General features: G+C 52.5%; 11 protein-coding genes. 2 read left to right on the top strand and 9 right to left on the bottom strand.

The window, feature by feature from the left end; genetic code table 11:
• Nucleotides 1-93: 93 nt before the first annotated feature.
• The 4 genes from ompC to ACX9GT_RS15655 form a co-directional block, all read right to left on the bottom strand.
• Nucleotides 94-1,203, bottom strand: coding sequence for a porin OmpC (gene ompC / locus ACX9GT_RS15670; protein WP_473191609.1), 1,110 nt, complete (start codon nt 1,201-1,203; stop codon nt 94-96).
• Nucleotides 1,204-1,506: 303 nt separating this feature from the next.
• On the bottom strand, nt 1,507-2,907 hold the full coding sequence (gene asnS / locus ACX9GT_RS15665) for an asparagine--tRNA ligase (protein ID WP_473187652.1): 1,401 nt from the start codon (nt 2,905-2,907) through the stop codon (nt 1,507-1,509).
• Nucleotides 2,908-3,122: 215 nt separating this feature from the next.
• Complete coding sequence (gene pncB / locus ACX9GT_RS15660) at nt 3,123-4,328, bottom strand: nicotinate phosphoribosyltransferase (protein WP_473187651.1); 1,206 nt, start codon at nt 4,326-4,328, stop codon at nt 3,123-3,125.
• 251 nt (nt 4,329-4,579) lie between these two features.
• Nucleotides 4,580-6,280, bottom strand: coding sequence for a GGDEF domain-containing protein (locus tag ACX9GT_RS15655; protein ID WP_473187650.1), 1,701 nt, complete (start codon nt 6,278-6,280; stop codon nt 4,580-4,582).
• A 258-nt stretch (nt 6,281-6,538) separates the two neighbouring features.
• Here ACX9GT_RS15655 and pepN point away from each other — a divergent pair, with 258 nt between their 5' ends.
• A complete protein-coding gene (gene pepN, locus ACX9GT_RS15650; protein ID WP_473187649.1) occupies nt 6,539-9,154 on the top strand; it encodes an aminopeptidase N in 2,616 nt (871 codons plus the stop codon).
• A 34-nt stretch (nt 9,155-9,188) separates the two neighbouring features.
• Here the strand turns inward: pepN and ssuB are convergent, their stop codons facing one another.
• Genes ssuB through ssuE form a run of 5 tightly spaced genes read right to left on the bottom strand, consistent with a single transcriptional unit; the run spans nt 9,189 to nt 13,503 of the window.
• Nucleotides 9,189-9,965 carry an aliphatic sulfonates ABC transporter ATP-binding protein gene (gene ssuB / locus ACX9GT_RS15645; RefSeq protein WP_473187648.1) on the bottom strand — a complete coding sequence of 259 codons (777 nt, stop codon included), beginning with the start codon at nt 9,963-9,965 and terminating at the stop codon, nt 9,189-9,191.
• A complete protein-coding gene (ssuC, locus tag ACX9GT_RS15640; protein ID WP_473191608.1) occupies nt 9,962-10,756 on the bottom strand; it encodes an aliphatic sulfonate ABC transporter permease SsuC in 795 nt (264 codons plus the stop codon). Before ssuC ends, ssuB begins: the two co-directional genes overlap by 4 nt.
• 11 nt (nt 10,757-10,767) lie before the next feature.
• Complete coding sequence (gene ssuD, locus ACX9GT_RS15635; RefSeq protein ID WP_473187647.1) at nt 10,768-11,916, bottom strand: FMNH2-dependent alkanesulfonate monooxygenase; 1,149 nt, start codon at nt 11,914-11,916, stop codon at nt 10,768-10,770.
• Between the two features lie 17 nt (nt 11,917-11,933).
• Nucleotides 11,934-12,905: an aliphatic sulfonate ABC transporter substrate-binding protein gene (locus ACX9GT_RS15630; protein WP_473191607.1), complete on the bottom strand. Its 972-nt coding sequence runs from the start codon at nt 12,903-12,905 to the stop codon at nt 11,934-11,936.
• Nucleotides 12,906-12,924: 19 nt separating this feature from the next.
• Entirely contained in the window at nt 12,925-13,503 is a 579-nt protein-coding gene (gene ssuE, locus ACX9GT_RS15625) for an NADPH-dependent FMN reductase (RefSeq protein WP_473187646.1), read from the bottom strand.
• A gap of 263 nt (nt 13,504-13,766) precedes the next feature.
• Here ssuE and pyrD point away from each other — a divergent pair, with 263 nt between their 5' ends.
• Nucleotides 13,767-14,777 carry a quinone-dependent dihydroorotate dehydrogenase gene (pyrD, locus tag ACX9GT_RS15620; RefSeq protein WP_473187645.1) on the top strand — a complete coding sequence of 337 codons (1,011 nt, stop codon included), beginning with the start codon at nt 13,767-13,769 and terminating at the stop codon, nt 14,775-14,777.
• The last annotated feature ends 79 nt before the right edge of the window (nt 14,778-14,856 follow it).

The following is a 14,856-nucleotide window of genomic DNA, read 5'->3' as shown; positions in this document are numbered from 1 at the left end:
AGGATAAAAAGCGGCAGGACAACGTAAACAAAAACAGGGCCGAAGCCCTGTTTTTAACTCATCTGGCAAGAGACTGCCATTAAGCGCAACAACTTAGAACTGGTAAACCAGACCGGTAGCTACGATGTTGTCAGTAGCAATACCAACAGCGTTGTAGAACCCAGAGTCGTTGTCGTTCAGCAGGTTGATTTTGTAATCAACATAGGTAGACATGTTTTTGTTGAAGTAGTAAGTAGCACCGATATCAACATATTTGACCAAGTCTTGGTTGTTATACCTGATACCATTAAACTCTTGAACCAGGTCTAAACCTCTGGATTGCAGGTATGCGATAGAAGGACGCAGGCCGAAGTCGAACTGGTATTGGGCAACCACTTCATAGTTACGAGCTTTGTTAGCAATAGCCTTATCGAACTTGCTACCGAATGGAGTCATGTTATGTGTTTCTGAATACATGGTCGCAAAGTAGACGTTGTTCGCGTCATACTTGGCACCCAGTGCCCATATTTCAGCAACATTACCGCGAGCAGAGGATTGAGTTTTTTGAGTAAGAGTACGGTTGGAAGAAGTGTATGCAGCACCGAGGCTGATACCGGTATCCATGATTGCATAAGTGGTAGAAACGCCTACACCGTCGCCGTTAGCTCTTTTAGGTTCGCCTTCGCGATCATTTTTACCCTGATACTGCAACGCGAAGTCCCAACCATCAACCGTACCGAAGAAGTTCTTGTTACGATAGGTCGCTACACCTGTAGCACGTGCGTTCATGAAGTTATCAGTGAAGGTGTAGGTATCGCCACCTTGCTCAGGCAGCATATCGGTCCAACCACCAATGTCATACGCTACGCCGTAGTTACGGCCGTAGTCGAATGAACCGTAATCAGCGAATTTCAGACCAGCAAAGCCCAGACGGGTTTTGTTGCCATCTTGGGCATCTTTACCTTCGCTGTTGCTAGCTGAGAAGTTGTATTCCCACTGGCCATAACCGGTCAGTTCGCTATTGATCTGGGTTTCACCTTTGAAGCCAAGACGCGCGTAAGATTTGTCACCGTCATCACCTTCATTACTAGAGAAATAGTGCAGGCCAACAGCTTTACCATACAAATCCAGCTTGTTGCCGTCTTTGTTGTAGATTTCTGCTGCGTTTGCTGCACCAGCTGCTAACAGAGCTGGGATTACTACTGCAAGAATGTTGCGTTTCATCATTATTACCCTCATTAGTGTTATTCGGACACCTTGCCACTGCCGTCAATAATTCTTTTGGAACTATTGTTGATAGTTTGGTGTCGTCCTGTGTCTGAACGCAGTGTTCCATTCACGGGCGGGTTAATCTAGAACGAAAATGCTACTAATGTCGCAATCAGGTTTCAAAAAGAAAGTATTTGTTACAAAATGTAAATTAAAGGGAACTTTGTGACTTGGATCAAGAATAAAAAACACGAAAGGCCAGCAATGCCGGCCTTAAAAGTGTACAGAAATAGATTAAAAAACGTCTGATCGGATTAACTAGAAACTTGCGTTACGTGGTGTACGAGGGAATGGGATCACATCACGTACGTTTTGTACGCCAGTCACATAAGCGATTAAACGCTCAAAACCCAAACCAAAACCGGAGTGCGGCACGGTACCGTAGCGACGCAGATCGCGATACCACCAGTAATCTTCTTTATTCAGCCCCATTTCCTCCAGGCGCTGATCCAGCACATCAAGGCGTTCTTCACGTTGTGAACCACCAATGATTTCGCCGATGCCCGGTGCCAAGACGTCCATCGCGGCCACGGTTTTGCCATCTTCGTTCATACGCATATAGAAGGCTTTGATATCTTTCGGGTAGTTCTTCACTACTACTGGTGCCTTAAAGTGCTTCTCGGCCAGATAGCGTTCGTGCTCAGAAGAAAGGTCGATCCCCCAGGAAACCGGGTTCTCGAAGGTTTGGCCGGAAGCGATCAGAATTTCAACCGCTTCGGTGTAATCTACCTGGGCAAAGTCTGAAGAAACAAAACGCTTCAGGCGCTCAACCGCATCTTTATCTACGCGTTCGGCAAAGAACTGCATATCGTCAGCACGTTCATTGAGTACGGCTTGGAAGACATACTTCAGCATACTCTCGGCCAAGCCCGCAACGTCATCCAGGGTGGCGAAAGCCACTTCAGGTTCGATCATCCAGAATTCAGCCAGGTGGCGGCTGGTATTGGAGTTTTCTGCGCGGAAGGTTGGGCCAAAGGTGTACACTTTTGATAGCGCACAGGCGTAGGTTTCGCCGTTCAACTGGCCAGATACGGTCAGGAACGCTTCTTTGCCGAAGAAATCCTGGCTGAAGTCGATTTCGCCTTTGTCGGTGCGCGGCAGGTTTTCCATATCCAGCGTGGAAACGCGGAACATTTCACCGGCACCTTCGGTATCAGAAGCGGTAATCAGTGGGGTAGACACCCAGAAATAGCCATTTTCATGGAAGAAACGGTGAATAGCCTGCGCCAGAGTGTGGCGTACGCGGGCAACGGCACCGATCAGGTTGGTACGCGGGCGCAGGTGGGCCACTTCTCGCAGGTATTCAATGCTGTGGCGCTTGGCCGCCATCGGATAGGTATCTGGATCGTCAACCCAGCCAACCACCTTAATCGCCGTTGCTTGCAGTTCGAAGCTCTGGCCTTCACCCGGGGAGGCAACCACGTTCCCGGTGATCTCAACAGAGCAACCGGTAGTCAGATGCAGAACTTCATCCTGATAATTCGGCAGAGAATTATTAACGACGGCCTGTAACGGATCAAAGCAGGAGCCGTCATAAACGGCGAGGAAGGAGATACCAGCTTTAGAATCTCTCCGGGTACGTACCCAACCGCGTACGGTGACTTCACTGTCAACCGCAGCACGACCTTGCAGTACGTCGACTACAGGCACTACGCTCATAGATTTCTCTCTTTATAAGTTTTGGTTCAGAAATAGCGAACAACCCAAGAATTTGGGGATGATGCTATGTTACTTGCCGCGTTGCAGAGCACAAGTAGAAATCACCAGAATGTCGCAACATTTCTTGCGGGCAGCTAAAAAAGGAGGGCAGGATATTGCAGGTATATAAAGGAAAGAAAGATAAGCCGGCATCAATGATTCAGCCGGCTCGTGTTTCAACTGGCTTTTTTCACCAGTGGCAGGTCGAAAGCTTTGCGCAAGGCTTTTACAAACGCTTGATCCTGGCAGATGGTTTTGCCTGGGCTATCGGAAAGTTTCGCCACCGGCCTGCCGTTGCACTCAACCAGCTTGATCACAATATTTAGCGGTTTGACACCGGGAATATCGCAGGTCAGGCGTGTGCCGATGCCGAACACCAGATTGATACGCCGATCGAAGTGGCGATAGAGCGCCAAGGCTTTATCCAGATCCAGATTGTCTGAAAACACCAACGTCTTGCTCAGCGGATTTATGCCCAACGCCTGATAATGAGCGATGGCTTTCTCCCCCCATTCGAAGGGATCGCCAGAGTCATGGCGCAATCCTTGGTAAGGCTGGGCAAACTGCGGATCGAAATCGCGCAGGAAGGCATCCATGGTGATGCAGTCGGTGAGCGCAACGCCTAGCTGATCGGGATATTCATCCAACCAAGCCTGTAACGCTGCGCGCTGGCTATTGGCAAGCTCCGGGCTGATCTGCTGGTGAGCCTGGAACCATTCATGGGCCTGTGTGCCGACCGGCGCTAAAGCTAACTGATGAGCCAGATCGTAGTTACTGGTGCCGACCAGATAAGGGAATTCACTTTTCAGCGTGCTGACGATGGCGTGCTGCACATCAAGGGAAAAGCGGCGGCGGGTGCCGAAGTCCATCAGCTTGAAGCGAGAGATATCGATATCTCTCGCCATGTGTTTGAATTGCGTCAACTTACTGCGCAACTGGTTCACGGCCATCTCTGGCGTTACCTGCGGTGAACGATGGCGATGTACCACCTCGCTGATCACGGCAAGCAGCGGCACTTCCCACATAATCACTTCGAGCCATGGCCCGGCGATGCGGATCTGTAGTTGGCCATCGTGATTATCAATGGTGACCTGTTGGGGGTTATAACAGAAGTCACGCAGCCAGTTCAGGTAATCTTGCTGGAAGAAGGGTAAGCCGGAAAGGTATTGAAATTCCTCCTCGGTCAGCGCCAGTTTGCTCATCAAGGCAACTTGAGTACGGATCTCGTCGGCATAATCGCCCAGCAATTCGTCACCACGGCAACGAAACTCTGCCGCAACGGTAATGGCAGGGTAGCGATGGAACACGGCTTGCTGCATATGAAGCTTGTAGGCATCGGTATCAAGCAGTGAGGTTAAAATCGGGGAAGCGTATAGAGTCATATCGCGTAACAGCATCCTCGTCAGGCGCGTATCTAAATCCGGAACACCATAAAAGTGGGGGGAGTATACCCGGATTATCCTGTTATTGAAGCCTCATCACACCACAAATGGCGGGAACGGGTCGAGGATTAAACGTGCCTTTATCCGGTTGGGGTTCGCTACCGGCAAGAAAAGCCAGAGAATCCAACAAGCTGAGCAACTTAGTCTATTTAATGATAAAAATTATAATGTTAATTATTTTAAACACAGATTCAGATAAACCCGCTTGGCGTATAGATACTGACCTGGTTCTTGCCGCTTTTTTTACAGAAATACAGCGCTTCGTCAGCCTGTTTTATCGCCGGGTGCAGTTCCTGAAGGTGGCTGACCGACGCGATGCCGCAACTGATGGTAAAACGCACCTTCTTGTTATTAGGCAGTTCCAGGCTGAGTTCGCTGGTTTGATCCCGAACTTTTTCCATGATGCTGCGGGCATTTTCCAACGTACAGTGGTTGAGCAGGATGGCGAACTCTTCCCCGCCGTAGCGGCAGAAGATATCACTGGAGCGGAAGGTGTTGCGCAGCAATTGTGCGAACATCACCAGCACCCGATCGCCGATGTCGTGGCCATAAGTATCATTAAGCCGTTTGAAGTTATCGATATCGATCAGGCAAAAGGCGTGCGGGTAACTGTTGGCAGCCAACAATTCGCATTCGAGGAAGAATTTGCGGCGGTTATAGATATTGGTCAGCGGGTCGAGGAACGATGAGGCTTCAAGCTCTTTGATGAGTTGATGTTTCTCATTTTCCAGCGCAATTTTTTCCTGGTGATATTGTTTGAGCTGCGTAATGGCATCGCTGATAGCGATCAGTTCTTTGCTGTAAAACGCCTCGTTGTTATCAATATTCATCTCCCCCCGTGACAGGCGCAGAATATTATTATGCGTTTTGGTCAGCCAACGGCTGATATTTGAACAGAATATCAGTGCGGGCAACAGAATGAACAAAGCGATCAGCCAACCGAGCGAAATCATGCCATAAATAGCGGTTTGACTGTCATATATTTTGGCTTCAGAGGCAGCAATTTCCAGTTCAAAACTGCGCTGATATAACTGTTGCGAAAGTTGGCTCAGCGCTTTGACATACTGATAAATAAACTCTGAGCTGTAGCCAGTGTTATAGGTCATCGCCTGATACAGGTCTTCCGAGATGCTGTTGATTTTATCGCTGGAGATGTTTTGCAGTATGCCATCCACCAGCTCTGCGATTTGTAGGTCGCCATAGGCCAACTTCATAAACACCAAGCGGGTGTCGAGGGCTCTAAGGGCTCCCGTCAGTTGGATCGCCTTCAGATAGGGTTTTTTCTGTTCCCGGCCATCCAGATTGATGTCAATAATTTGGTCCATCAATTCGGCCAGGGTCATATTCAGCCGGTTATTGAGACGAATCGCTTCCAGAAACAGAAATGAATCGGCGGTGATCATCCGGGTATCATAGGTATAGCGGTAAAAGGTCTTAGTGGTCTGGCCGATATAGTAGGCGCTGTTGATATTAAACAGGTTGGTGTTGGCTTCATTGATCAGGGAAATCTGGCGGGAGTCGTTATCCAACAATTTTTCCATCAGGTCGACGAGAGTAAGCAGGGCGAATTTCTGCTGGAGCCCCAGCCGTTGAGAATTCTCACTGCCGATATGTGATTTGACGATCGCTATTTTTTTACGCGCCTGAGCATCATCATCTTGCCATTGGGCTTCGCTAATCTCTTTATTAACCAGGCTTAATCTTTTTGAGCGGTGCGCGCGCAATGTGGCCTGAAACGCGGCTGAAACTTCTTTGGCTCGGTGGATTTTATACAGATTTTCCTGGCTTTGGCGATAACTGCTATGCGCTTCCATCAGCCCATTAGAAATAAACATGGCAAAGGAGAACGTTAAAGCAAAAGTGAAGAAATAGATCAGATATTTTACTTTCATGCCAATCCGTTTCTCCTGCAAGACGAGAGTAGAATTATAACATCGTGCTGACTGCCTCGCTTCAGTAATATTGTGGTAGGTCCGTGAGCCGCGTACCTGTTTTTTTGGCTAATGCGGCCATTTCTGGGTTTTTTTCGTGGCTGTGGTACAGTTTATTTACGATCGGGCCGTTGAAGAACAACGCCATCCCACGGACTCATATTCGTATGACGTGACGCGGCCAATACCTGCAACTTACTGAAACGTCGAAGGGTTTTTATGACACAACAGCCACAGGCGAAGTTTCGCCACGATTATCGCGTAGCGGATTACACCATTACCGATATCGATTTGGATTTCGAGCTGGACGCGGAGAACACGCGCGTCACCGCCATCAGCCAGATCAAGCGCCTGGGAGCAGCAGGAGCACCTTTAATCCTCAATGGTGAAGATCTGACGCTGGTGAGTATTCAGATTGATGGTCAGCCATGGAGCCGCTATCGTCAACAGGATAACCAACTGGTTATTGAACAACTGCCAGCACAATTTACCCTGACTATCGTCAATGATATCCACCCGGCAAAAAACACCGCGCTGGAAGGGTTATACCTGTCCGGTGAAGCGCTGTGTACCCAGTGCGAAGCCGAAGGGTTCCGCCACATCACCTATTATCTGGATCGCCCAGACGTTCTGGCTCGCTTCACCACCCGTATCGTGGCGGACAAAGCGCGTTATCCTTTCTTGCTCTCCAACGGTAACCGCATGGGCGAGGGCGATCTTGCAGATGGCCGCCACTGGGTGCAGTGGCAGGATCCGTTTCCTAAACCTAGCTACCTGTTTGCCCTGGTTGCTGGTGATTTCGATGTGCTGCGCGATAGCTTCACCACGCGCTCCGGGCGTAAAGTCGCGCTGGAGCTGTTTGTAGATCGTGGCAACCTGGATCGCGCCGATTGGGCGATGACCTCGCTGAAAAACTCGATGAAGTGGGACGAAACCCGTTTTGGCCTGGAATACGATCTGGACATATATATGATCGTGGCCGTCGATTTCTTCAACATGGGTGCGATGGAAAACAAAGGGTTAAATATCTTTAACTCGAAGTATGTGCTGGCGAAGGCGGAAACGGCCACCGACAAAGATTACCTGAATATCGAAGCGGTGATTGGTCACGAATATTTCCATAACTGGACGGGCAACCGCGTGACCTGCCGCGACTGGTTCCAGCTCAGTCTGAAAGAGGGGCTGACGGTATTCCGCGATCAGGAGTTCAGCTCAGATCTCGGCTCCCGCTCGGTTAACCGCATCGATAACGTGCGTGTGATGCGTGGCGCACAGTTTGCCGAAGACGCCAGCCCGATGGCACACGCCATTAGGCCGGATAAAGTGATCGAAATGAATAACTTCTACACCCTGACGGTTTATGAGAAGGGTTCTGAAGTGATCCGCATGATGCACACCCTACTGGGTGAGCGGCAATTCCAGGCCGGTATGCAGCTGTACTTTGAACGTCACGATGGCAGTGCGGCAACCTGCGATGACTTTGTGCAGGCAATGGAAGATGCTTCTAACGTCGATCTTTCCCTGTTCCGCCGCTGGTATAGCCAATCGGGCACGCCACTGCTGACGGTGCGCGATGAGTATGACGCTGAACATCAGCAATACCGCCTGCATGTCAGCCAGAAAACTGCGCCGACTGCGGATCAGCCAGAAAAGCTGCCGCTGCATATTCCGCTGGATATTGAACTGTACGATGGCGAAGGCAACGTTATCGCCTTGCAGAAAGGCGGTGCACCGGTAAACAACGTGCTGAACGTGACCGAAGCGGAACAGACCTTTGTGTTCGATGGCGTGGCGCATCAGCCGGTGCCTTCGCTGCTGCGTGAATTCTCTGCCCCGGTGAAGCTGGATTATCCGTACAGCGATCAACAACTGACCTTCCTGATGCAACATGCGCGCAATGAGTTTGCTCGTTGGGATGCCGCACAAAGCCTGCTGGCCACCTATATCAAACTTAACGTGGCCAAGTACCAACAAAAACAGCCGTTGACCTTGCCGCTGCATGTTGCCGATGCGTTCCGGGCGGTGCTGTTGGATGAAACGCTGGATCCGGCCTTGGCGGCGCAGATCCTGACGCTGCCTTCAGAAAACGAGATTGCCGAACTGTTCACTACCATCGATCCAGAAGCGATCGCGGCGGTGCACGACGCGATCACTCGCTGCTTGGCACAGGAAATGGCCGATGAATGGCTGGCGGTGTATCGCGCTAACAAAACCGACGGTTACCGCGTTGAGCACCGCGACATTGCCAAGCGTTCGTTGCGTAATGTTTGCCTCAGCTATCTGGCCTTTGGTGATGCAGAGCAGGCTAATCAACTGGTGCTGAAGCAGTTCCAGCAGGCGGACAATATGACCGATTCGCTGGCGGCCCTTTCCGCTGCGGTGGGTGCGCAGTTACCGTGCCGCGATGCGTTGATGGCCGAGTTTGATGAGCGCTGGCATCAGGATGGCCTGGTGATGGACAAATGGTTTGTGCTACAGGCCACCAGCCCGGCGGCTGATGTGTTGACCAAGGTGCGCGGTCTGCTGCAACATCGCTCATTCAGCCTCGGTAACCCGAACCGTACCCGTTCACTGATTGGGGGTTTTGCTTCTGCCAATCCGGCGGCATTCCACGCCGCAGATGGCAGCGGGTATCAGTTCCTGGTTGAGATCCTCAGCGATCTCAACCAGCGTAACCCGCAGGTGGCTGCCCGGTTGATCGAACCCCTTATTCGGCTGAAACGTTATGATGCTTCTCGTCAGGCGTTAATGCGCATCGCGCTGGAGCAGTTGAAAGGGTTGGAAAACCTGTCCGGCGATCTGTATGAGAAGATCACCAAGGCGTTAGTCGCCTAAAAGAGGCAGGGACGGTCTGTGCCGTCCCTGCGATTTAATGTGTTGCCACCCGGCACACTGTTTCCAGCGCCTGCGGTGGCGACAACACCCTGTCCAGCACTTCGGCTTCCAGTTCAGCCAGCCTTGCCGAACCTTTACGGCGCGGCCGTGGCAAATCGATGGCCAAATCCAACCCGATACATCCTTCCTCGATCAGCAGTACCCGATCGGCCAACGCAATGGCTTCACTGACGTCATGCGTCACCAGCAGCACGGTGAAACCCTGTTGTTGCCACAGGCGTTCGATCAACCCCTGCATCTCAATACGGGTTAACGCGTCCAGCGCTCCCAGCGGTTCATCCAACAGCAATAGGCGAGGGCGATGAATCAACGCCCGCGCCAACGCGACACGCTGTTTTTGCCCGCCGGATAGCGCCGCTGGCCAGTCGTTAGCGCGATCGGCCAGCCCGACCGTGGTTAACGCTTGTAACGCGTCATCACGCCAGTTACCGCGCAGACCAAGCCCGACGTTATCAATCACCTTTTTCCACGGCAGCAAGCGGGCGTCCTGAAACATCAAACGCGTATCGTCTTTGGCACTGCTGAGCGGAGCACTACCGGCCAGCAATGCGCCATCACTGGCGGTTTCTAGCCCGGCCAGCAGGCGCAGCAAGGTGCTTTTACCACAGCCGCTGCGGCCCACCACGGCGACAAACTGACCCGCAGTGATGCGCAGTTGCAGATCATCCAGCACGGTGCGATTGCCATAGTGTTTGGCGATGGATTCCAGGGTGACCGGAATGCCTGGCGGAATGCGAGTGGGAGCTGTCATAACACTTCTCCTGATTTCGGTTGATAGGCCGGGTGCCAGCGTAGCCAGATACGTTCGAGCCCTTGTGCGCTGGCATCGGCCAGTTTGCCAAGCAGGGCATACAGCACGATCGCCACCACCACGACATTGGTTTGCAGGAATTCACGTGCGTTCATCGCCAGATAACCGATGCCGGAGTTGGCTGAAATGGTTTCAGCGACGATCAGCGTCAGCCACATAAAGCCAAGGGCGAAGCGCACGCCGACCATGATCGAAGGCAATGCGCCGGGCAGCACCACTTGGCTGAACAAGCGAAAACCGCTCAGGCCGTAGCTGCGCGCCATCTCCAGCAGGCCGCGATCGAGATTCTTGATGCCGTGGTAAGTATTCAGGTAGATCGGGAACAAAGTCCCCAAGGCCACCAGGAAGATCTTGGCTGATTCATCAATGCCAAACCACAGGATCACCAGCGGGATCAGCGCCAGATGAGGCACGTTGCGGATCATCTGAACCGAGCTGTCGAGCAGGCGTTCGCCCCAGCGCGATAAACCGGTGATAAACCCTAGCACCAGCCCGATGCTGCCGCCGATACTGAAGCCAATCAGCGCGCGCCAACTGCTGATCGTCAGGTGCTGCCACAGTTCACCGCTTTTGGTCAGAGTCCAAAAAGCGGTGATAACCGCGCTGGGGGCGGGCAGAATGCGGTTTGACAGCCAACCGGCTTCAACGGCTGCCTGCCAGATCACCACCAGTACTACCGGCAAAACCCAAGGAGCCAGCCGTTGCAGGAAACGCTGTGTGCCGATTGCCATCATGATGCTCCTTAGCTTTGAGCCACTTTTTGTGGTGAATAAATATTGGCGACCGTTTCCCCCTGCGGTTTGATCGCCCGCAGCTGTGCAGGTGGTTCGTTTTTCACCAAGTCCAGATGTGGGAACAGCAGTTCGCCAACCCGATAAGCTTCTTCAAGGTGTGGATAGCCGGAGAGCACGAAGGTATCGATACCCAGATCGGCGTATTCCTGTATACGCTGCGCCACCGTTGGGCCATCGCCCACCAAAGCAGTACCCGCACCGCCGCGCACCAGCCCGACACCGGCCCACAGGTTCGGGCTGATTTCCAGATTGTCTTTCCTGCCGCCGTGCAGTGCTGCCATCCGCTGTTGGCCCACTGAGTCGAAGCGTGCAAAAGCCTTTTGCGCATCGGCAATAGTTTGGTCATCCAGATGAGAGATCAGACGTTCGGCCGCGCGCCAGGCTTCTTCGGTGGTTTCGCGCACGATCACGTGCAGGCGGATACCGAAGCGGACTTTGCGCCCCACAGCGGCGGCTTTGGCACGCACTTCCTCGATTTTTTCCTTCACCTGTGCCGGTGTTTCCCCCCAGGTCAGATACAGTTCCACCTGTTCAGCGGCCAGATCTTGTGCGGCTGCGGAAGAACCGCCGAAGTAAAGGGGAGGGCGCGGCTGTTGTACCGGTGGGAACAGCAGCTTGGCCCCTTTCACGTTAATGTGCTTACCGGCGAAATCAACCGTTTCACCCTCCAGCACCTTGCGCCACACGTAAGTAAATTCGGTAGAGGCTTCGTAACGTTCCGCGTGATTCAGGTGCAACCCCTCTGCGGCCAGCTCTTCTGGATCACCACCGGTAACCAGATTGAACAGCGTGCGGCCATTGGAAAGCCGGTCCAGCGTTGCGGCCTGCCGTGCTGCCACGGTCGGCGAAATGATGCCTGGGCGCAGCGCCACCAGGAACTTCAAGTGCTGCGTGATCGGGATTAACGAAGCGGCCACCAGCCAGGAATCCTCACAGGAACGACCGGTGGGGATCAGCACCCCGCCAAATCCAAGCCGATCGGCCGCCTGAGCAACCTGTTGCAGATAACTGTAATCCACCGTGCGAGCGCCTTCAGCACTGCCTAGATAGTGACCATCTCCATGGGTCGGTAAAAACCAGAATACGTTAATGCTCATAATTCGATGCTCCTTGCTTATTGTGCGGCTGGGTGCCAGACACGTTGAGAAATATCCACCTTGACCGGCACCAGCCGGTTGGCGAAGAACAGATCGGCAGTTTGTTGCTGGGCGGCGATATTTTTCGCCTCCAGCGGTTTGATAGTGGTAATGGGGCGATGATCCAGATAAGAGGCAATCACCGGCTCCGGTAACCCCATGGCGTTAGCCAGCAAAGTAACGCTCTGCGCCCGACTGCTGCGGGTTAACGCATCGGCCTGCGTCAGGGTATCCAGCACCTGCTGAATGAACGGGCCATTGGCTTCGGTATAAGGGCGAGCAGCCAGATAGAACGAGCCGGTCTGATTCAGTTGGCTACCGTCGGTTAGCACCCGGACGCCGCCTTGCAGCAACGCGGCGGAATAGTAGGGATCCCAGATCGCCCAGGCGTCGACGTTACCCTGCTGGAAGGCCGCGCGAGCATCGGCAGGCGTCAGGTAAATTGGTTTGATATCGGTAAACGTCAGGCCCGCCCTTTGCAAGGCACGTAATAGCAGGTTGTGAGAACTGGACCCTTTTTGAAAGGCGAGCTTACGCCCTTTCAGCTCAGCGACGCTGTTAATCGGGCTGTTTTCCGGCACCAGGATCACTTCCGCTTTCGGCTTTGGTGGCTCTACGCCGACATACAGCAGATCGGCCCCGGCTGCCTGAGCAAAAATGGGCGGGATATCGCCGGTGCTGCCCAGATCGATACTGCCGACATTCAGCGCTTCAAGCATCTGCGGGCCTGCCGGGAATTCGATCCAACTGATTTGCGTGCCGGGGAAACGTTTCTCCAGCAGTTGGTGAGTTTTTGCCAGCACTGAACTGACGGAACCCTTCTGATAGCCAATGCGGAACTGGGCTGGGGCATTCTCCTGCGCGCTGGCGGCGTTGGCGATCGCCAAAGCAAACATGGCAGACAGCGCGCCCGTATTGAACCAGCGGCGGAGAGTTGAGAATCGCTTCATCATAGTTTCCTATTTATCTTCAGGCGGATTGCTGGGCTAACAGGGAAGAGGCGAGCCTTAACGCAGGCGGTTTGCGGCGGCCCAGTGCCAGGTAAAAGCTTTCCAGCGCTTCTTCCAAACGGGCGGAAACCGTGTCTGACAGGGTATACTGCTCACCGTTAAGCAGGATCTGGCTGTCATCGGCAAAAACGCCGTGCAGCACCTCTTGGGCTTTCAGCGCCGCCAGCACCGGTTTCAAGGCGTAATCCACCGCTAACATGTGGCCAATGGAGCCGCCGGTGGCCAGCGGCAACACCACTTTGTGGTCCAGTGCGCGCTCTGGCAGCAGATCGAGTAACGTTTTCAGTGCGCCAGAAAATGAGGCTTTATATACCGGCGTGGCAATCAGCAGGCCGTCAGCCAGCGCGAGCTGGGCGGCAAAGGCTTTGATATCAGGACTGTTGAAGTTGGCATACAGCAGATCGTCCGCCTTAAAGTCGTGCAAGGTATAAGCGATCACTTCCACGCCCTGTTGTTGCAGCCACTGTTGGCTCAGGTTGAGAAGTGCTGCTGAACGTGACGGAATTCGTGGGCTACCTGCCAGTGATATAACGCGCATTGCCGCTCCTTATAGCTAAAAGTTATCAATGTTAAAATAATGTTTGTTTAGTGTTTTAAAGCTAACAGCAAAAGAGGGCGTTTTTTAAATCTCAATTTCTGATTTGGATATGCGCAGAAGGGGAAAGGCGGGGCTTTAGGGGTTGAATCCGCAAAACGATGAGGTTAAAAACGGTTTTTTTGCCTTTAATCAATTCCAATTAACGGCAGGATGCCGGAGAATATGCCCCCGGCTTGCAACTAACCGGGAAATCAGGAGAGTACATGTACTACCCCCTCATCAGGAAAGCGTTGTTTCAGCTCGATCCCGAGCGTGCGCATGAATTGACTTTCAGTCAGCTCCGCCGGATCACCGGCACCCCGCTAGAGTTTCTTATCCGTCAGTCCGTGCCGATCAAGCCGGTGAACTGCATGGGGCTCTCTTTTAAAAATCCGCTAGGCTTGGCTGCCGGTCTGGATAAAGACGGTGAGTGCATCGACGCCTTTGGTGCCATGGGTTTTGGCTTTGTTGAGGTGGGCACCGTTACTCCACGCCCGCAACCCGGTAATGATAAACCGCGTTTATTCCGCATTGTTGAAGCCGAAGGGCTGATTAACCGCATGGGTTTCAATAACCATGGGGTGGATAATCTGGTTGAAAACGTTAAAAAATCCCATTTTGGCGGTATTCTGGGGATTAATATCGGCAAGAATAAAGATACGCCGGTAGAACAAGGTAAAGATGATTATCTGACCTGCATGGATAAAATTTATCCGTATGCCGGTTATATCGCGATTAATATTTCTTCACCCAATACGCCGGGATTACGATCGTTGCAGTATGGCGAAGCATTGGACGATCTGTTAGCGGCAATTAAAAATAAGCAGAGTGAGCTGCACGCGCACCATCACAAATATGTGCCGGTGGCGGTAAAGATCGCGCCGGATCTTTCCGAAGAAGAATTGATCCAAATAGCCGACAGTTTGGTTCGCCATAATATCGACGGAGTGATCGCCACCAATACCACGCTCGATCGTAAACTGATCCAGGGATTGAATTATTGCGAGCAAACCGGTGGGCTCAGTGGTCGCCCGGTACAATTACGCAGTACCGAAGTGATCCGCCGTTTGTCGCAGGAATTGCAAGGGCGCCTGCCGATTATCGGCGTGGGGGGAATTGATTCCCTGACCGCTGCGCGAGAAAAAATGGCGGCAGGGGCAACGCTGGTGCAAATTTATTCCGGCTTTATCTTCCATGGCCCACGTTTGATTAAAGATATCGTTACCCATATCTAATATTTTTCCTTTCATTTCCGGCCGGGGGTTTATTTCTGCTCCCGGCTCGTCTATATTTTGTTCGGTAGTCTAAATATCA

It is taken from the genome of Serratia sp. YWN4 (assembly GCF_055790845.1).
The sequence above is the reverse complement of the archived record's forward strand: the minus strand, read 5'-3'. Positions and strand labels throughout refer to the sequence as shown.